The 18,154-nt window shown below is 62.5% G+C and carries 16 protein-coding genes and 1 pseudogene; 11 read left to right on the forward strand and 6 right to left on the reverse strand.

The window, feature by feature from the left end; all coding sequences use genetic code 11:
- The first annotated feature begins 1 nt into the window (after position 1).
- Together LCM15_RS21875 and LCM15_RS21880 are read left to right on the forward strand one after the other, a co-directional pair.
- On the forward strand, positions 2–1,294 hold the full coding sequence (locus LCM15_RS21875; protein ID WP_224859942.1) for a TRAP transporter large permease: 1,293 nt from the start codon (positions 2–4) through the stop codon (positions 1,292–1,294).
- Positions 1,291–2,241, forward strand: a complete 951-nt coding sequence (locus tag LCM15_RS21880; RefSeq protein ID WP_224859943.1) for an SMP-30/gluconolactonase/LRE family protein — start codon at positions 1,291–1,293, stop codon at positions 2,239–2,241. The genes LCM15_RS21875 and LCM15_RS21880 overlap by 4 nt, the downstream gene beginning before the upstream one ends.
- Here the strand turns inward: LCM15_RS21880 and LCM15_RS21885 are convergent.
- The 6 genes and pseudogenes from LCM15_RS21885 to LCM15_RS21910 all read right to left on the reverse strand — a co-directional run.
- The gene (locus tag LCM15_RS21885; protein WP_224859944.1) at positions 2,238–3,371 is read right to left on the reverse strand and encodes an alpha-hydroxy acid oxidase; all 1,134 of its coding nucleotides are present in this window, start codon (positions 3,369–3,371) and stop codon (positions 2,238–2,240) included. The genes LCM15_RS21880 and LCM15_RS21885 overlap by 4 nt on opposite strands.
- Complete coding sequence (locus LCM15_RS21890) at positions 3,371–4,138, reverse strand: amidohydrolase family protein (protein ID WP_224859945.1); 768 nt, start codon at positions 4,136–4,138, stop codon at positions 3,371–3,373. The genes LCM15_RS21885 and LCM15_RS21890 overlap by 1 nt, the downstream gene beginning before the upstream one ends.
- Positions 4,135–5,610 (reverse strand): tripartite tricarboxylate transporter permease, encoded by a 1,476-nt coding sequence (locus tag LCM15_RS21895; protein ID WP_224859946.1) that lies wholly within the window; start codon positions 5,608–5,610, stop codon positions 4,135–4,137. The genes LCM15_RS21890 and LCM15_RS21895 overlap by 4 nt, the downstream gene beginning before the upstream one ends.
- A gap of 39 nt (positions 5,611–5,649) precedes the next feature.
- Positions 5,650–6,114 carry a tripartite tricarboxylate transporter TctB family protein gene (locus LCM15_RS21900; RefSeq protein WP_224859947.1) on the reverse strand — a complete coding sequence of 155 codons (465 nt, stop codon included), beginning with the start codon at positions 6,112–6,114 and terminating at the stop codon, positions 5,650–5,652.
- Positions 6,111–7,061, reverse strand: coding sequence for a tripartite tricarboxylate transporter substrate binding protein (locus tag LCM15_RS21905; protein WP_318246077.1), 951 nt, complete (start codon positions 7,059–7,061; stop codon positions 6,111–6,113). Before LCM15_RS21905 ends, LCM15_RS21900 begins: the two co-directional genes overlap by 4 nt.
- 469 nt (positions 7,062–7,530) lie before the next feature.
- A pseudogene (locus tag LCM15_RS21910) lies at positions 7,531–7,665 on the reverse strand (IS110 family transposase); the annotation flags it as partial.
- Between the two features lie 30 nt (positions 7,666–7,695).
- Here LCM15_RS21910 and LCM15_RS21915 point away from each other — a divergent pair.
- The 9 genes from LCM15_RS21915 (at position 7,696) to LCM15_RS21955 (ending at position 18,148) form a co-directional block, all read left to right on the forward strand.
- Positions 7,696–8,106, forward strand: a complete 411-nt coding sequence (locus LCM15_RS21915; protein ID WP_224859948.1) for a HipA domain-containing protein — start codon at positions 7,696–7,698, stop codon at positions 8,104–8,106.
- 542 nt (positions 8,107–8,648) lie between these two features.
- A complete protein-coding gene (locus LCM15_RS21920) occupies positions 8,649–9,275 on the forward strand; it encodes a hypothetical protein (protein ID WP_224859949.1) in 627 nt (208 codons plus the stop codon).
- A gap of 130 nt (positions 9,276–9,405) precedes the next feature.
- Positions 9,406–9,645 carry a hypothetical protein gene (locus LCM15_RS21925; protein ID WP_224859950.1) on the forward strand — a complete coding sequence of 80 codons (240 nt, stop codon included), beginning with the start codon at positions 9,406–9,408 and terminating at the stop codon, positions 9,643–9,645.
- Between the two features lie 252 nt (positions 9,646–9,897).
- Positions 9,898–10,581 (forward strand): hypothetical protein, encoded by a 684-nt coding sequence (locus LCM15_RS21930; protein WP_224859951.1) that lies wholly within the window; start codon positions 9,898–9,900, stop codon positions 10,579–10,581.
- The gene (locus LCM15_RS21935; protein WP_224859952.1) at positions 10,578–10,805 is read left to right on the forward strand and encodes a hypothetical protein; all 228 of its coding nucleotides are present in this window, start codon (positions 10,578–10,580) and stop codon (positions 10,803–10,805) included. Before LCM15_RS21930 ends, LCM15_RS21935 begins: the two co-directional genes overlap by 4 nt.
- 138 nt (positions 10,806–10,943) lie before the next feature.
- Complete coding sequence (locus tag LCM15_RS21940; RefSeq protein WP_224859953.1) at positions 10,944–13,166, forward strand: Mu transposase C-terminal domain-containing protein; 2,223 nt, start codon at positions 10,944–10,946, stop codon at positions 13,164–13,166.
- A gap of 2 nt (positions 13,167–13,168) precedes the next feature.
- Positions 13,169–14,122 carry a TniB family NTP-binding protein gene (locus LCM15_RS21945; protein ID WP_224859954.1) on the forward strand — a complete coding sequence of 318 codons (954 nt, stop codon included), beginning with the start codon at positions 13,169–13,171 and terminating at the stop codon, positions 14,120–14,122.
- Positions 14,123–14,132: 10 nt separating this feature from the next.
- Positions 14,133–15,671, forward strand: a complete 1,539-nt coding sequence (locus LCM15_RS21950) for a TniQ family protein (protein WP_224859955.1) — start codon at positions 14,133–14,135, stop codon at positions 15,669–15,671.
- 1,328 nt (positions 15,672–16,999) lie between these two features.
- On the forward strand, positions 17,000–18,148 hold the full coding sequence (locus tag LCM15_RS21955; RefSeq protein WP_224859956.1) for a DEAD/DEAH box helicase: 1,149 nt from the start codon (positions 17,000–17,002) through the stop codon (positions 18,146–18,148).
- The last annotated feature ends 6 nt before the right edge of the window (positions 18,149–18,154 follow it).

The raw sequence follows: 18,154 nt of genomic DNA on the forward strand, positions 1-18,154 counted from the left end.
CATGGAAGCGATCCTCGCCTTCGGCCTGCTGATCGGCCTGATCCTTGGCGGCATGTGGGTGCAATTCGCCGTCGCGGGCGCGGGCCTGACCTATATCTGGCTGCTCAAGGGTTTTGGCGGCTGGAAGGCGCTCGGCCTTGTCAGCTGGGGCGCGGCCAACAGTTTCACCCTCGCCGCCATTCCGCTGTTCGTGCTGATGGCCGAGATCCTGCTGGGCTCGGGCCTGTCGACGCGGCTTTACAATGGCGTCGCGCCTTTCATGCGGCGGCTGCCGGGCGGATTGTTGCATACCAACATTGCGGGCAGCGGCATCTTCGCGGCGATCTCGGGCGGCTCGGCGCCGACCGCCGCCGCCATGTCCACCGTTGCCCTGCCGGAATTGTCCGCGCGCGGCTACAACAAGCGTCTTGTCGCCGGATCGCTCGCTGCGGGCGGCACGCTGGGGATCCTCATCCCGCCGTCGATCACCATGATCATCTACGCCACCTTCACCGAAACCTCGATCGCGCGCCTGTTCGCTGCCGGTCTGGTGCCGGGCATTGTACTGGCGCTTTGCTACATGGGCTTCATCATGGCACGTGTTCTGATCAACCCCAAGCTGGCGCCGAAGACCGAGAGAAAGGCAAGTGCTGGTGATTTGGGGCGCGCGCTTCTCGATATCGTACCTTTCCTGATGCTGATCGTCATCGTCCTCGGCAGCATCTACGGCGGTTTCGCCACCCCGACCGAGGCAGGGGCCGTGGGCACCGTCGGCGCAATCCTGATTGCCGCGCTCTATCGCAAGCTCAGCCTGCAACTGCTCAAGGATGCCCTGTCGCGCACTGCCTCGATGAGCGGCAACATCCTCTTCATCGTCTTCACCTCGATGATCTTCGCCTATGCCACCGCTCTGTCGGGCATCGGTGAGGACCTTGTCGGCATGCTGGAAGAGGCCAATGTCTCGCGCCTGACCTTCCTGCTGATCATTATGTTGGTCTTTGCGATCCTGGGCTGCTTCATGGAAGGGCTCGGCATGATCGCGATCATCGTGCCGGTGATCTTCCCGGCGCTGATGGCCATGGACGTTGACCCGATCTGGTTCGGCGTCTTCGTGGTGATCCTGGTGGAACTGGGCCAGCTCACCCCGCCGCTGGGCGTGATCCTGTTCGTCGTCGCCTCCTCGTCGAACGAGGTGAAGGTCGAGGATGTGATCATGGGCACCTTGCCCTTCGTCCTCATCATCGTCGCGTTCATGCTGCTTTTGATCGGCGTGCCCGACATCGCCCTGTTCCTGCCGGAGTTCACGTTCGGATGACCCACACCTATCCTTTTCCCGAGCCGGTCATCATTGACGCCGAGGTCTTCACCGAGCTGCCCGCCGCGCTGCGCCGCACCGGCCAGCCATCCTATTGGGCGGAGAAGAACCGGCGCGGTGCCCCCGCGGACAGTTTCCTTGAAGGGCCGTCGTTCGATACCGATGGGAACCTGTGGTTCGTCGACATTCCGTTCGGACGGGTGTTCCGCGTGGATCCGGCGGGCGAGATCTCCCAGATCGCGGAATACGACGGCCAGCCCAACGGGCTGAAGATCCACCGTGATGGGCGGATCTTTCTGGCGGATTACCAGAATGGCATCATGTTGCTGGATCCCGCCACGGGGGCCGTGTCCAAGGCGCTTGGCGATGCGGATACCGAGAGCTTCAAGGGCTGCAACGATCTGCATTTCGGACGCGACGGGGCGCTCTATTTCACCGATCAGGGCCAGACCGGGCTGCAGGACCCGACGGGCCGGGTCTGGAAATGGCAACCCGAAACCGGTGCGCTGACCTGCCTGATCGACAAGGTGCCCAGCCCCAACGGGCTGGTGCTGGATCTGGCAGAAAATGTGCTGTTCCTTGCCGTGACGCGGGCCAATGCGGTCTGGCGTTTGCCCATGTCGCCCTCCGGGCGGGTCAACAAGGCAGGGCTGTTCATCCAGTTTTCGGGCGGTCGTGCCGGGCCGGACGGGCTGGCGCTGACCTCTGATGGCGGCGTCGTGGTCTGCCAGACCGGTATGGGCCTGGTCTGGGTGCATGATGTGCTGGGACGGCCCATCGCCGTAGTGCGTAGCCCGCGCGGTCTGGGGACCACCAACTGCGCCTTTGGCGGGCCGGAGGGGAGGACCCTCTTCATCACCGAAAGCGACAGCGGCAGCATCCTCAAGGCCGAGTTTCCCGAAAGCCTCGGCATTTCTGGAGCACCGATTTTCTCGGGCGCGCTTTAGACCGGGTGCAGGATTCCGGGGCCGACCTCTGACAGGTCCCGGAGACCCAACAGGCCGAGATTGCGATGCACCTCGGCCTTCAGGATTTCGGCGGCGCGCTCGACCATCGGCTGACCGCCCAGCGTTGCTGCATAGAGAAACGGCCGCCCTACCAGCACCATGTCCGCACCAAGCGCCAGCGCCTTGATGACATCGGTGCCGCGCCGAATTCCGCCGTCGATCAGCAGCGCCATGTCGCCCGCCTGCGCCCGCGCCTCGGGCAGGATGCGCAACGGCGAGATGGCGTGATCCAGTTGACGCCCGCCGTGGTTCGACAGGACCACCGCGTCACAGCCAAGCGCGCGGGCCTGCGCGACGTCGGCGGGCGCGATCACGCCTTTCAGCACCAACTTGCCGGGCCAGAGGTCACGCATCAGCGCCAGGTGATCCCAATTCAGGTGATCCTTGCGCCCAAAATCCCGAGCCGCCTGTTCCGAGATGATCGGTGCGCCGCGCACGGCATCGGAATTCTCGAAATGCGGCATGCCTCGCATCAGAGTGGGCAGAAAGGTGCCCAGCACCCAACGGGGCTTGATGGCGAAATCCCAGATCAGCCGTGGCCTGACCTTGAGCGGTGTGGAAAAGCCCGCGCGCATGTTGTTCTCGCGGTTTGCCAGTACTGCGGTGTCGGCGGTCAGCACCAGCGTACCGAAGCCTGCCGCCCGCACGCGGGCGATCAAGGTGCGGATGCGGTCCTCCTCGCCGGGCAGATAGGCCTGAAACCATGCTTGCGGGTTGGCCTCTACCACAGCTTCCATGCGCGTGAGAGACGACCCGGAGAGCACGAAGGGAACGCCCGCTGCCGCTGCAGCGCGGGCGAGGACCACATCCCCGTCGCGGGCCATCAGCGCCGAGAGGCCCATCGGTGCGACGCCGAAGGGCGCCGTGTAGCTCTCGCCCAGAAGCGCGCAGCCGGTCGAACGCCCCTCGACCCCGCGCAGCACGTTCGGCACCAGCCGCCAAGCGTCCAGCGCACCGCGATTGTCCTGCCTTGCCGCACCTGTCTCAGCCGCGCCTGAGACGTAGCCGAAGAGCGGGCGCGGCAGACGCCGCCGCGCGGCAGGTTCGAAGTCATCCAGAGTCAGAAGCATCAGAAACCGTAGAGCCTTTCAGGGTTGCCCCACATGCACCGCGTGAAGTTATCCTGGCTCAATGCCCTGCGGCACAGCTCCAGCATCGGCGGAATCTCGGGCACCGGCTCGGGGGTCATAACATGCGGCCAGTCGCTGCCCCAGATGATCTGGTCGGGGAAGGCTGCACCAAGGCGTTCCACCAGCGCGCTCAGGTCGCCGTAGTGCCCGATATCGGTGCTGACCCGCGTGGGCGACAGCTTGGCCCAGACGCGACCTGTCTCGAGCAAGCGGAACAGGGGGGCCGGTGCGGCAGGATCGGCATGACCCATGTGGTCGAGAACCAGCCGCAGCCCCTCGGGCAGATCGGCCACCATATCGGCAAGCCGGTCAAAGCTGCGCGGCTCGGTGTTCAGCTCGATATGCCAGCCGATCTCGGCCACGCGTTTTGCAAGTTCTGGAAGCTGATCAAGCGCGCTGGCCCCGAGCCTTGCACGGTCCTGAATGCGGGTCGCGCGGATGCCTGCAGCGTGCAGTGCTTGCAGGTCGGCATCGGCGTCGATCATTGCAACGCCGCGCAGGGCGACGGGTCCGGCGTTGCCCAGAACTTCCACCAGCCGGCTGTTGTCCGTCCCATCGACCGAGGCCTGCACCACAACCGCACGGCGCACGCCCAGCGGCGCGGCCTCGTCCATATAGTCGTGGATGTCGCGTGCGGGCGGCACATAGGCGCCGGTCTGCGGGGCCTCGGTCTTGGCAAAGGAGTGGATGTGGCAATCGGTGATCATATGCGGGGCTTTCGCAGGTTGAAGAAAAGGCTGATCGCCAGCGACAGCACGGTCAATGCTACAAGCCCGATAGTGATGGGTGAGCCCACAAAGATGCCATAACCACCGCCCGAAGTCAGAAGGGCCTGCCGCAGGCTTTGTTCGAACGGCGCGCCGAGGATCAGGCCGATCAGGAGCGGCGGCAGGGGGAAGTTCGAGCGCCGCAGCAGGCAGCCCAGCACGCCGGCACCCAGCATCACCCAGACATCAAACAGGCTGTTGTTCACCGAAAACGCGCCAAATATGGCGAGGATCGTGATCGCGGGCAGCAGATGGCGCGGCTGGATGCGAGTGACGTGGATCGCCACACGGAAGAACAGCAGGCCAAGGATCGCCGTCGGAATGGACGACAGCAGAAGCGCTTCGAAGATGGCATAGACCTCCAGCCCGTGGTCGCGGAACAGGAACGGCCCCGGCGCGAGCCCGTGCAGCATGAAGGCGCCAAGGATCACCGCCGTCACTGCATCGCCGGGGATCCCCAGTGCCAGCGTCGGCACTAGCGCGCCGCCGGTCACGGCATTGTTGGCGGCCTCGGGGGCGGCGACACCTTCAGGTGCGCCCCTGCCGAAGGTATCCGGATCGGCAGAGCGCGAGCGGGCGAGGCTGTAGCTCATGAACGCGGGTACCGTGGAGCCGATCCCCGGCAGGATGCCGACAAAAGTGCCGATGAGCGAGGATAAGAACAGCGTCATGCGCATCCGCCACAGTTCAACGAACCTCACGACGGAGCTTTTCAGTGGCGGCACCTTGACGTCGCCCACGAGCGCTTCACGGTCGAACGCCTGCAAGAGCACCTCGGACATGGCGAAGAGGCCGATCAGCACAGGAATCAGCTGGAACCCGTTTTCAAAGGCGAAGGATCCGAAGGTAAAGCGCGGCGTGCCGCTGATCGGGTCAAGCCCGACGACACCGGCGCAGGCCCCCACGAGGACCATGATCAGCGCGTCGAGCTTCGATCCGCCACCGAACAAAACGATAACCAGCAGGGCGAACAGCATCAGCATCGCCATCTCGGCTGGGCCGAAATCCAGTGCGAAGCGCGCCAACGGCTCGGCCAGAGCCATCAGGACGAGGCAGCTGAAGATGTTGCCGACTACGCTGGCATAGAGGGCAAAGCGCAGCGCTCTGCCACCCTCGCCACGGCGTGCCATGGCGAAACCGTCGATGGCCGTCGCCGCGGAGGATGGCGTGCCCGGCACGTTCAGCAGAACCGCCGAGATCGACCCGCCGAAAATCGCGCCTTGGTAGACGCCAAGCAGCAGGATGATCGCCGGGATCGGCTGCATCGAGAAGGTGACCGGGATCAGCAGCGCGATGGCCATGGTGGGGCCAAGCCCGGGGATCGCCCCGATGATGATCCCCGAGATGATCCCGACAAGCGCGGCGACCAGTACCCAGAGGTTCAGAAGTTCGAGAAAGGCATCGACAAGCACGGCTTGCGCTCCTTTGAGGTCTGGAATGGATCGGCAGGCTCAGGGCAGGGGGATGTTGAGTCCATGCCGTCCGCCAAGGGTCACGACGGCTGCCACGATCAGCGGCAGGACCAGCAAGAGGGGGCGGCGTTCACCCAGCGTGAGTGCCACGACGATACCGGCACCGGCGGCCCCGAAGAAGAACCCGACCTGCGGCATCACCCATAGCGCCGCTGCGCTGCTTGCGGTGACGGCCAGAACGCGGCCAAGCCGGACCCGATTGCCAAGCGGGACATCTTCGGAGCGCAGGCTCAGGACAAGGCGGAGCGCCACGACCGCCGCCAGCAGCCACAGGGCGAGGCGGGGAAAGCTGCGCGCGTCCGGTCCGGAGGCGCCGAAGCCGAACACCTGGATCTGGCTCTCAAGACTGTAAAGCCCCCAGACCGCTGCTGACAGCAACAGCCCAGCGGTCAGCATCCGGAAGCCGGGGCGGGCGACCCCGCCCCCGTGGCCGTTGATGCTCAATTTCCGAGATCCTTGGCGATCTCGCGGTAGGCGGCGAGGTTCTCCTCGATCCTCGCCGCGAGATCGTCGCCCGACATGATCCGCACCGGTTGGCTGAGATCGGTCATGAAGGTCTTGAACCCATCCGACGAGGCCACCTCGGTGAAGGCGGTTTCAAGCTTGGCGATGATCGCCGGGTCGGTGCCGGCGGGGGCCATGATGCCGACGATCGACGGGAATTCCGCGGCCAGCCCCGCCTCTTTCAGCGTCGGGGCATCGGGGAAGTCCGCGTCGTTTGTGCCGTCGAGCACGCCTAGAAGGCGCAACTGACCGTCCTGCACAAGGTCACGATAGGCCGGAACCAGTGCTGCATCCACGTGGCCGCCCAGCACCGCCGCGGTCGCCTTCGAGGCGCCGTCGAAGGGCACGTGCTGCAGCATCGTGCCGGTGTCCTTGGCAACCGAGGCGAAGGCCAGGTGCGCGCCGCCCATGGCGCCCGCGGTGCCATAGGTCACGGCGCCGGACTTGGCGCCCTCGATCAGCGCGTCGAGCGTGTCGTAGGGGCTGTCCGCCGGAACCACGACGCCGTGGAACGGGCCGGAGTAGTTCATGATCGGGGTGAAGTCGGCAAGCGTGTCATAGCCCACGTCTCGCAGCGCCGGCGTGACGAAGGACGGCGACGAGGTCGTCGCGATCAGCGTGTAGCCATCGGGCTCGGCCGACGCGACAGCGCGCATTGCGTTGGTCCCGCTTGCGCCTGGATGGTTTTCCACGACAATGGGCTGCCCGAGGATTTTTTCAGCCATTGTCGCCATCTGGCGCGCCGAAATATCGGTGGTGCCACCCGCACCATAGGGTACGACAAGGGTGATCGGACGGGTCGGGTAATCTTGCTGCGCGACGGCGGCAAGCGGCGTGATCGCCATCCCGGTCAAAAGAACTAAGGTCGAACGGCGTGTGTATCTCATGGTATCCTCCCAAGGATCGAAAGTGCTAGCCAATCACCGCGGCAGAGCGCGTCAAACCTGTTGACGGTTGTGGCTTGTCGTCCGGCCTCCCACCGGATGCTCGATCATGGATTTTATTATTTTTTACTAAAAGCGCTAAAAATTTAAGCTTAAGAACAGATATTCTTCACCAGCCGCTCTGTCCGCGTGGGGAAGGAATATTCCGACCCATTTGTGGATGCCCGGCTGAGGTCAAGGTTGCTTTAGGGTCTTGGAATGAATGGTCGTTGCGGTCATGTGTCAGGCGTACTGTGAGGCGTTTTCATTGGATCTCTGGTCGATATGCTGATACGCGGATTGGCATTTCATCAGCGGAGCGAGCTCGGTGCTCTTGGGTCGATACGGCTTGGTCCAATCCCAATCTGTCGATCGCTTTCACTACACTTTCAGGCACTCCTCTCATTCCCGGCGCTCCCTGGCGGCGGTCCGATCAGGCCATGGCAGGACCCCTGTAATCCTCGTCATTCGTCAACATGGCCCAGAGGCTGCGGGCCATTTTGTTGGCCAAAGCAATCGAGGTGAGCATCTTCGGCGTTCTCGCCAGCATTCCTTCCAACCACGATCCGGGGCGAGGCGGTTTGATCGCGAGGGCGCCGTGCGGATCCCGTTCCTGTCAGCGATGGCGATGATGGGCGCCAAGGATGGCGAGCGCGGACGCTATCCCGAAATCGTTGACGCTCTGGCCGAGCATGGCGCACAGGGCAAGACCGATGCCCAGGCCCTGTATCGCCGCGTCGTCTTCAGCTTGCTGATCTCCAAGGTCGACGAACATCTGCGCAACCACGGCTTCCTCTGGCGCGGCAATGCGGGATGGTTGCTGTCGCCGGCCTGCGATCTCAATCCGGTGCCGACCGACATCAAGGCGCGGGTGCTGACCACCAATATGGATCTCGACGAGGGCACCTGCTCGCTCGAGCTGCTGGAAGAGGCTTCAGAATACTTCGCCCTGACGCTCGCGCAGGCGCGCGCAATCATCAAGGAGGTGGCCACAGTCACCGCCACCTGACGAGAGGCCGCGAGGTCGGTTGGTGCGCGTTCGGCGGAGATCATTCGCATGGCCAGCGCCTTCGAGCATGAAGATCTGCAGCGCGCGCTGGCGCTATGACGCGACCATGCCTCCGCGGATTTGACACGCCATCGGTCAGGGTGCAGCCTCTTGAGGGCGAGTGCCATTTGATTGTGCCCAGGATGACCTCCAGAAAGGGAAGCCCATGATTGGTCCGTTGATCTGCATAGCTGGCATGGTGATCAGCGTCGTAGGGTCAGTCCATTGCTGGCTGGTCTACCGGGAGTCTGCGCGCAGTGCCCGCGTCGACCCTGAGAGGGTCCGGCGCTTTTTAGAAAGCGCGCCGCTGCACCGCCTTGACGAGCTGAAGGCGAAGCGCCCGGTGTGCCGGTGCTGCGGTGCGCCGCTCGAGGCGCGCGGGGCGTAAGCTCAGGCCGCGCGCGGCGGCCGCATATTTTACGGAAAAACTTTTACCGTAAACTTGACGCGTGATCTGTCGGGTGGCATAACGCTCCCAACGACACTTCACGAGGACATCTTTTATGGCGACGAAAGGGGAAATGGTGCGGGCGCTTGCCCAGCGGTTCGACCTGAACCCCAACAAGGTCGACGCGATGACGCGTGCCATGGCGCGGGCCGGACTGCGAACGCCTGGCGGCCGTGGCCGGGCGGCGGCGGACATGACGGGGGAGGATATCTTTCATCTCACCCTGGCACTTGTCATGGGGCTGGAGACCAAAGATGCGCCTGAGGCCGTGCGGGAACTCTCGCAGCTTCGGCTTGTGCGCGGGAACCTGTTTCTTGACGGCCATATCCAATGGGAAGCCAACTGCGATGCGGGAGGGGAGAGCAAGCTGCTTGATGCCCTGAACCGGTTGCCTGTCGCTGGCCTGCAGCTGCATCGCACCTTTGGCGCATTCTGCGGTCACTGGCTCGAGGAGGGGTTCGAGGATGCCGACGAAGGGTTCAACTCTGCCCCGGTCTCCGTTGAGGTCAGTTCAAACGGGCCGCATGCCGTGTTCTCGCACCGATCCGACAAGGGCAGCCTGAAGCTCTGGTTTGGGGATGCTGCCAGGGAAATGAAAACACCGGAGTGGGAGCGGCGGACGATCCTGTCCGACAAGCTCTTCCGGCGGCTGTCGCAGCTCGCCCGCGGCGGCGCGTCCTGACCGAATCCCGGCGCCTTCCTGGCGCGGAGGGCCGAATGGTTTGCCGAATTCGATTCGCGAAATCGGAGTGATTTCATGATGTGCGTCGACGAATTGGCGTGCATTCTCAACTATCCACAGAGTTATCCCGATGAAAATGACCATTCAAAAATTTTCTGAAGCTCACAGCGCCCGCGTTTTGGCCGGTGCTGAAGAACTTCCGGTCATCTTTTCGCAAAATTTGCTGGATGATCTGAAAATCGGAGGCGTGTGCCTTTCCGATCTTGAGGCCGGAATTTGCGAAAATTCGGCCCCCGAAACCCCGCACTCCCAGCGGGCTGGACAGGCGGGGCCAGTGTCTCTTATGGGCAATTCCCGAATATGCGGCTGATCTCCTGACGCGGTTCTGATCTCTCAGTTCCACTCAGGTTGCAGGCGCTCATCGGAAGAAACTGTCCAAAGAGGCTCAAACACCCAAAACCAGATATAGGCGCTCGGCGCCCGAATGAACCGTGCGAAAGCCCGATCCCTGTGTTGCACCTGCCGATTAGCATGATGCTGTCGCCAGGACAAGGACGGCTCTCCGCGCATTTCCAAGATCGTCATAGCCCGAGAATGTCTATTTCTCGGGGCGGGAGAAATCATGTCTGACCTTTCCATCGGCGGCGGCGTCCGCCTGCCCGAACCCAGCCGTGGCAACCGTGCCACCCAGGTCGGTTCGACCCAACACTTCACCGGCGGTATCGTCCTAGGCTTCGGCTCCGGCTTTCGCACCGGGGTTGAGAGCCATCTTGAGGGGCAAGGGGCGCTGTTGCTGGCAGCGCGCCCCGAAGTGCAGAAGCTTGTTGAGCAAGTCCGTTTCGACTGGTTCGATGAGGACGGCGAAATCCACAAACACTACATCGACCTTGTCGCCACCGAGCGCGACGGGACCGTCATCGGCTATGCCGTGCGTCCCCTGGAGCAAGTGAAGGAGGCCTATCTGGCGCAGCTGGCCCGCGTCAAGGAGCAGGCCATTGCGCAGGGGGTTCTGGACGACTTCCGTCTGTTCACGGAGCGGGATGTCTGCCCAGTCGAGTTCTTCAACGCGAAGCTTTTCCATTCGGTGCGGCGACCGGACTGCTTCGGCGATCCCGTGGCCCGGGATATCGTCGACCGGATGTTCGGTGTCGTCACGATCGAGAGCTTGGTCGAGCAGACGGGCCTTGACGGGATGGGCTTTCGCGCGCTCGTTCGGCTGATCCGGTCCGGGCACCTCCAGATGGTAAGCTATGAGCGCATCGAGCACTCCAGCTTGGTGTTCAAGGCGAAAGGGGGCTGCGCATGACCGTCGAGCATTCCCGGAGCACCGATCTGGTTGCGCCGCGCCGCAAGGGCTCCAAACGGGTCCCTTCCGCACCTGTCGGTCCTGTCGAGCACGACGACGCCAAGGCTGCTTGGTGGGGTACGCCTGTTGTTCCGGCCTGGATGATCCTCGACGTAGGCTCGGCTTTCCGGTGTCAGAAGGGTCTGCAGGTCGCCTCTGATCTGACCGTAACCCCCGGCGACTGAGCCCAGGACGGCAGACGACGCCGTCCGCACCGCAACCCGCACTCACTCGACCCATCCCTCTTCCAAGCGGTGCCATTCGGCGACCGCGCTATCTCCTGCTGCCTTGTGCAGCGCCAAACATCCGAAAAGGACTTCGAAATGGATCTCTCCTTCACCACCGAAAATTCCCGTTATGCCTTCGGTAGCTTCGATCGTGTGACCGTGGACGGCACGGCCTTCCGCCTCCACATGGAAACCGAGGTCGGGGTCGTCATGACCCAGGATGACGACACGGGCTTTTCGCGGCAGTTCTCGCACCAGGATCTTTCCCGCCTGGGAAGCCTGGGCCGGATTCGCGTCGAGCGTAACTACTTCAATCCGGACGCTGCGCGTAAGCGTCAGCTGGCGCATGGCGTATCTCTTTCCGCACTCTCCGGGCGGCCGCTGCGCCGGTTCGTTCGCAAGGATGCCTACTGCCAAGCGGCAATTGACATGCATCGCGAGAAGCTGCTGAAATTCACCGACGCGTCCATTGATGCCTCCATGGACATGCTGGTGGGCCGTGCGGCGCAATTGGCATCCAAGCATATCCCTGCCGGTGGCATGAACGTTCTGCCCTCCGAGAACATGGGAGAGGCGCCCAGCCCGCGCACGCTGCGCCGTTGGCTTGCAGAACGGAATGATCTGAATCTGATCGGCCATCTGGACAATATGGATCGGCGCGGATGGCGGGGGACCCGTCTCGACCCCGAGGTGGCCGCCATCATGCACGAGGAAGTGCAAGGGTATCTGTCGCGCGACAAGCCGACGATGCAGCAAATCTACGAGAATGTCGCGCTGGCCATCCATGAGCGCAACGAACACTACACCGAAGAGAACGACCACCTCAGCGTACCGAGCCGCGAGACCGTGCGCCGGGCGATCCGGGCACTGGATCCGTTTCGCGTGGAAGTTGCCCGCAATGGCGAGGCTGCAGCCCGCAAGAGGTTCCGTCCCGTACTGAACGGTCTCAACGCGACCCGCCCGTTGGAACGCGTCGAGATCGACGAATGGACGGTGGACGTCTCGACCCTGCTCGAGAGCACGAACATCTATGGCTTGCTCAGCGATGATGAGAAGCGGCAACTCGGCCTCTATATCAAGGGGGACGATAAGGACCCGCGCTATAAGGGGAAGGCCAGGCGTCGGGACCGCTGGACGCTGACGGCTGCGATCTGCTGTGCCACGCGCTGCATTGTCGGCATGGTCCTGAGCCGTTCGGCGAACTCCGAGGCCGCGGTGCAGCTCCTGCAGATGATCACGACCAACAAGGGGGCGTGGGCGGACGCTGTCGGGGCCCTGACGCCCTGGGACATGCATGGCACGCCCGAGCTGATCGTCTTCGATGGTGGCTCCGCCTTCAAGTCGATGCGCTTCCGCATGGCGGCTGAGGATCTCGGCGTGATGTGGCAAATGGCGATGAATGGGGTGCCGGAAAACCGCGGAACGATCGAGCGTGCGTTCGGAAGCTTCCGGAGCGACTTCGCGCCGCGTCTGTCGGGGCACACGTTCTCCAGCATCATGGAGAAGGGCGATGCGGATCCCGAGAAGCGCGCAGCACTCACCCTGGACGACTTCACCTTCGCGCTGCTGCGTTGGGTGATCGACATCTACCACAACACGCCCCATCACGGGCTGGGCGGAGAAACCCCTGTGAAAGCGTGGCGTCGCTTGTCGAAGCTGCATGGGGTGACGCCGCCGCCGGACGCGGAGATGATGCGGCTGTGCTTCGGCCAGGAGCGCGAGTATCGCCTCGACAAGACCGGTATCACCATTCTGGGCGTGCGCTACCAGTCTGAAGCAACCCAAGAGCTCTTCCGTCGCGAGGCGCCCGAGACGGTGTCCGTGCGCTGGCACCCTCAGAACATCGGCGCCATCTCGGTCAAAGGAGGCAAGACCTGGTACGAGGTGCCGGCCCTCGACGCGTCGCTGCAGGGTGTCGCAGCCCAGACCTGGCTGACGGCTGTGCGTCATGTCCGCGACGCGAACCCGAAGTCGAACCGCCTCGACAATGTCGCCGTCCGCGACGCCATCACGGCGATCAAGGCGCGCAACGAAGCCGCGATGGCCGCGGCCGGCCTCAACCTCGAAGACTGGTCCGCGAAACGCTGCGCGAAGGAGGAGAAGAAGCTTCTGGCCGGCATCGAGTTCGTTGAGCGTAAGGATCTGCGCCAAGCGAAAGACGGTCTCGGCATGGAGATCCCCGCATCCTCCGACCTGACCGTGGCGGCTGAGAAACCCAGCAGGCCGGAGACGCCCGCCAAACCCGCGAAGCGGGCCGCCAAAGCGCGCGGCGTTACGCCCACCTCGCCCAAATCCAACATGACCATCGAGGAGGACTGATCATGGCACAAGCTGATACCGCAAAGAGCGCCCTGGAACGGGTCCGCAGCCTCCACATCGGTTCTGCGCGTGATGCCGAGGCGGCAATGCACACGACGCGCCTTCTTGCTACGGACGAACAGGGGGCTCTGACCCCTGTCGCCAAGCGCTTCACCCGGACCGGGGAAACTCGCGGGGTCATGCTGATCGGGGGGCCGGGAAGCGGCAAGTCCCATCTGTTGGAGCGCACGCTGTCCAAGCTCACGGTGCTGCAGGACGGCGAATACGGGCGCCCCCGCTATCTTGGATGTTCGGTGCCGAGCCCCGCGACGTTCAAGAGTATGACCCTCGCCCTGCTGGCGGAGAGTGGCTACCCCGGTGCGAACCCGCGCAAGGAGGCCTGGTCGCTCTGGCAGGACCTGCGTCACCGCTTGCAGCTTCTCGGGATCTCTGTGCTCTGGATCGACGAGGCGCAGGACCTCTTCTGTGCGGACCGCAAGCTGATCCTGCGGGCGCTGAAATCCCTGATGCAGGGGGACGATGCCGTCATCGTGGTCCTGTCCGGCACGGAAGACCTCGCCAAGGTCATTCGCACGGACCCGCAGGTGCAGCGCAGGTTCACCGCGATGGTGCTGCCCGATCTCGTGGAGCAGGTCGATGGCGACAGTTTCCGCGATGTCATCACCCAATACTGCGAGCGGGTGGGGCTCGGAGCGCCGATCGAAGCGGATCTCATCGCACGCATCTTCCACGGGGCACGCTATCGGTTCGGACGGGCCCTCGAGCTGCTGCTGCAGGCCATGGAAATCGCCATCGGGCGCGGCGACGACGACCTGGATATCGGCCATTTCGCTGCCGCCTATGCGATGAACGAGGCCTGCACGGCCGCCGAGAATGTCTTCTTCGCAGAGCACTACTGGCTCCTGAAACCCGACGCGGTCGACGAGGAAGAACAACCTCGTCGGAAAAAGCGGTGAGGGCGGCCCCATGAGCACGCTTTTCCCCTTGCTGCCGTTTGTCGATGATGAGACGCCTCTCTCCTGGGCGGCGCGGCAGGCCGCCTTCCATACCCGCGATCGCGTTCTGTCGTTCCTGACGGACCTCGGCATTCCACTCGTGGACCTCGCGCGGGGCGACGAGCCGGCGGTCCTGCGGCTGTGCGAGAGGGCGGGGCACGATCCCGCAGCGGTGTTGCGCAATACGGTCAGCGCAGTTGGTGGGCGGCGCTACCAGTTGCGGGGGCTCGAGTTCGCGGCCGAGTTCATGACCGGTCCTGTGACACGGATCTGTCCTGCCTGCTTGGACAATGATCTCACCGGGGCGCGTTTGCCGGGTGCCGTGCTGCGTCACCGGCTCATCTGGCGGTTGGCTCCGGTGCGGACCTGTCCGCTCCACGGAACAGCGCTCCGGGATCTGCGGTCGGGGAGGTGGGATGACATCGCGCATGAGCTGCAGGCCATGACGTCCTTGATCGATGCCGAGCGGCGGGTGCCGGGTCGTGCCCGCGTTGTCTCGCCGCTGCAGGCCTACGCGGTGGCGCGTCTGGAGGGCTGCCCCGGGCCCGCATGGCTGGATGGTCAGGATATCGACCAGGCGGTGCGCGCGACCGAGATGCTGGGCGCCCTTGAGGCCTTTGGGCCGAAGCTGAAAGCCTCTGACATGAGCGAGGACATGTGGGATGCGGCCGGGCGTGCGGGCTGGCCCATCGTGTCGGAAGGCGGCGCGGCGATCCGGGAGTATCTCATGGCGCGCGTCACGGCATCCCAAGGGAAAAGAGCCGCGCCGCGCGCGGCCTTCGGCATGTTGCATGCCTGGCTCTCCGGTAGCCGACTGTCCAAGAACCCGGGGCCTATTCGCGACATGCTCCGGGATGTGATCCTCGAGACCACCCCGCTCAGCAAGGGGCACATGCTTTTGGGTAAGCCGGTGACTGATCCCCACCTCTGCAGCGTGGCGTCGATCGCAAAGGCTGAAGGTCTCGACGCCAGAACGCTGCGCAACGTCCTGCAGGTCGCGGGGCTGCTAAGCCCGGAGGAAGCGGAGCAGGGGAGCAACCGGCTCGTGGTCGACTACACCGCAGCGCGCGATCTGATCGATGTCGTAAAGCATGCTGTCCCGGTCACGCGCCTGCCGAGCATGCTCGGAGCTTCCCGCCCGCTGGTCGCGCTTCTCATCGAGATCGGGCAGCTGCACCGCGTGCAGGATCACCGTGCCCTGGCGAGCAAGATCGGCAAGGCGGTCGACGGCCGGGGCGTGAAGCCGATCCTTCGGTTTCTGGAGACGAACTTCCAGGCGATCGACGAGGCGCCCGAGGGCTTTGTCCATCTCTCCAAGTCGGCCGAGAAATCCCGCGCCGGGGTGAAGTTCATCCTCGAGCTGATGTTCCTCGGCCATCTGAAGCGGGTCTACCTGGTGAGCGGCGCACACGGCTTCGCGGCCGTGGTCGTCGATCCGGAGGAGATCAAGGCGCTGCTCGAATCCCCGCCGTCCGGGCTTTCCCAGGACTCTTATTTCCTGATGGGCTGACCCGCAGAACCTGACCTTTCCCTGGAATCCAGATCATGCCGCCTTCGGGCGGCATTTTTTTACGAACTTTCGATGGCCATTTTCTCTGGGTGAAATGGCCATCTGGCGGCCTCAAGGTCAGTTTTGGTGATTTCGGTTGTTATATTTCAATGACTTATGGAGGAGGAAAGGCCGCCAATGGACTATTTTTCGTGGGTTCTACAGTTGAGTCAGAGAAAGCAGATGAATGCGCAAACGGAAGCATAAGTCTGCGCAAGGGGTGTCAAGGGCGAAACGTACCGCCTAGTGCCCTTCGGCTGCTCTCTGAAAGGCGGTGATAGAGGCGCTGGAGCTGACGCTCCGGCGCCTTTCGCGTATGAAGGGGATGTGCGGTTCGTGATATGAAGTCGCGGAGGGCCGTCGTGCCGTCGCTATGCGCTCCTGAGCACGGCGCAGCGGCGCTCGCGATGTTGAGACCCTGAACACAAGGTTGCTTTGAAACGGTGGAAGCTCTGACGAAGACTATGATGCAGACGCAAACTGTCGCTACGATCCTGAACCGATATCAGCGTCGGAGAAATTGTCAGGTGCCCATCACGGCAACCGATGTTTACGCCGACAGCATTGCGCGCGTCTGTGGAGAAGACGTTGACCTTGACCCGGTCGAACGAGGCCTTATCCACCTCAAGCGTCAGAAGGTAATTTCTGGCCGAAGACTGGTCGCCCTCCTTGGCCGCCACCAGCGCGAGATTAGACCTGAGTGACGCCTCGCGAGGGCTTCCTGGGCCAGTTGACACAACGCTACCCAAGAAGACACTGAGCGTCGCGGCTCTGGGAACAAAGTGATGGCTTCAACCGGCCCGTAGACACCGCTCACGTCCGGCGCAGGAAGGCGAACTTACCTGGCTTGAAGGGCGGAAACCGGAACTTCGCCGCAGGCGCGAACGCACTCTCGTCAGATCTTTCAAGCGGACATCCAGCCAGGATCGCATCGTTGGATACAGCGCACCCTCACAAGGGGCAGGAAACGGTCCTTCGCTGCAATTGCGCAAGCCTTCACAGCCGATCGCAATTGTGAACATTCTTTGGCGGTCCATGCAGAGCTTCGAAGGCCCGGTGTCGATGGTGTCCGCAGGTTATTTCTGAGCATTCTCGGGGGGGGGGCTGGATTACTTGCTACCAGTACATGAACTTCGCGTTGACGTCAGATTTTCCGTTTTCCGTGTGGTTCTACATTGATCCGGAATTCTTGCCTTCACCGCTCCGAAGAGCCTTGCAGCCCACCTCTATCTGTAAGATGTCTAACATGAAACGCCTTACGGTTGAGACCACGTGTTGAAGAGGGAATTATGGACTGGGCCGATATTTTCGGCGGCAGCAGTGAAAAGACGACAAATCCTCGAGAAATTTTCGCGCTCCTGGATAAAGATGCGCGTTTTGAATTTCTGCGAGATGTCCAAGCGGATATTCTTGACGGCTGGTACCAAAAGCGTGATCAGCGGGACGACGTTGTCAAACTCGATACTGGCGGTGGCAAAACAACCTCAGGCCTCCTTATGCTTCAAAGTAGCCTCAACGAGGATATCTATCCAGCAGTGTACCTGACGCCAGACAAGTATTTGACAGAGCAAGTCATTGCTGAGGCAAAGGCGTTAGGCATCGAGGCCACTGACGATGAAGATGATCCTCGAATCCGAGTAGGATCTGCGGTCTATGTTACCAATATTTTCAAGCTCTTCAACGGAAGATCAATCTTCGGAGTAGGCCGGGCTGGAGCCAAGTTACCGATCGGCGCTATTATCATTGATGATGCGCACGCTTGCTTGGCAACGGTCTCCAACCAATATCGCATCAGATTGAAACCTGACCACGACGCTTATTCGGAAATCGCTTCGCTCTTTGAAAGCGCTCTCAAGCGCCAGAGCATGGCCGCCACTATGGCGATCATGGCTGGCGATCCGCAGGAATATCTTGAAGTCCCTTTCTGGGATGTTCAAGAAAAAGCGGAGAGCTTACTAAAAATCCTTTATCGCCACCGAGAAACAAAAGACCTTATGTTCTCCCTACCCCTGCTGGAAGATAATTTGCGCCTTTGTCGCGTTGTTATCTCGGGCGGCGAAATTGAGATCGAGCCTCTTTTTCCAATACCATCTATGATCCCTTCGTTCCAAAATGCAAAGCGTAGGATCTACATGAGTGCGACCTTGGCGGATGACTCGGTGTTCGTAACTCATTTCGGAGCCACACCTGAGACGCTTAGAAATCCGGTGACCCCAAATGTTGCGAACGCAATGGGGGATAGGATGATCTTGCTTCCGCGCGAAATCAATCGGGAACTAACTCGGCAAGATATTAAAGCCCTCCTCGTGGACTTGGCATCAGAACGGCGTTGTTGCAGAACTCTCGCCATGAAGGATTCACATTACGAATCCATGCAGTTAGACGGGCGGCATGAGCAAGCCCGAGCCCGCCCGCTACCGCACCACCAACTGGTCTGACTACAA

It is taken from the genome of Salipiger bermudensis, assembly GCF_020171625.1.
GTDB lineage: Bacteria > Pseudomonadota > Alphaproteobacteria > Rhodobacterales > Rhodobacteraceae > Salipiger > Salipiger bermudensis_B.

Coding starts and splice junctions, on each gene's coding strand:
- LCM15_RS21875 (WP_224859942.1), top strand. CDS start 2: ATGGAAGCGATCCTCGCCTTCGGCCTGCTGATCGGCCTGATCCTTGGC.
- LCM15_RS21880 (WP_224859943.1), top strand. CDS start 1,291: ATGACCCACACCTATCCTTTTCCCGAGCCGGTCATCATTGACGCCGAG.
- LCM15_RS21885 (WP_224859944.1), bottom strand. CDS start 3,371: ATGCTTCTGACTCTGGATGACTTCGAACCTGCCGCGCGGCGGCGTCTG.
- LCM15_RS21890 (WP_224859945.1), bottom strand. CDS start 4,138: ATGATCACCGATTGCCACATCCACTCCTTTGCCAAGACCGAGGCCCCG.
- LCM15_RS21905 (WP_318246077.1), bottom strand. CDS start 7,061: ATGAGATACACACGCCGTTCGACCTTAGTTCTTTTGACCGGGATGGCG.
- LCM15_RS21920 (WP_224859949.1), top strand. CDS start 8,649: ATGGCGACGAAAGGGGAAATGGTGCGGGCGCTTGCCCAGCGGTTCGAC.
- LCM15_RS21925 (WP_224859950.1), top strand. CDS start 9,406: ATGAAAATGACCATTCAAAAATTTTCTGAAGCTCACAGCGCCCGCGTT.
- LCM15_RS21930 (WP_224859951.1), top strand. CDS start 9,898: ATGTCTGACCTTTCCATCGGCGGCGGCGTCCGCCTGCCCGAACCCAGC.
- LCM15_RS21935 (WP_224859952.1), top strand. CDS start 10,578: ATGACCGTCGAGCATTCCCGGAGCACCGATCTGGTTGCGCCGCGCCGC.
- LCM15_RS21940 (WP_224859953.1), top strand. CDS start 10,944: ATGGATCTCTCCTTCACCACCGAAAATTCCCGTTATGCCTTCGGTAGC.
- LCM15_RS21945 (WP_224859954.1), top strand. CDS start 13,169: ATGGCACAAGCTGATACCGCAAAGAGCGCCCTGGAACGGGTCCGCAGC.
- LCM15_RS21950 (WP_224859955.1), top strand. CDS start 14,133: ATGAGCACGCTTTTCCCCTTGCTGCCGTTTGTCGATGATGAGACGCCT.
- LCM15_RS21955 (WP_224859956.1), top strand. CDS start 17,000: ATGGACTGGGCCGATATTTTCGGCGGCAGCAGTGAAAAGACGACAAAT.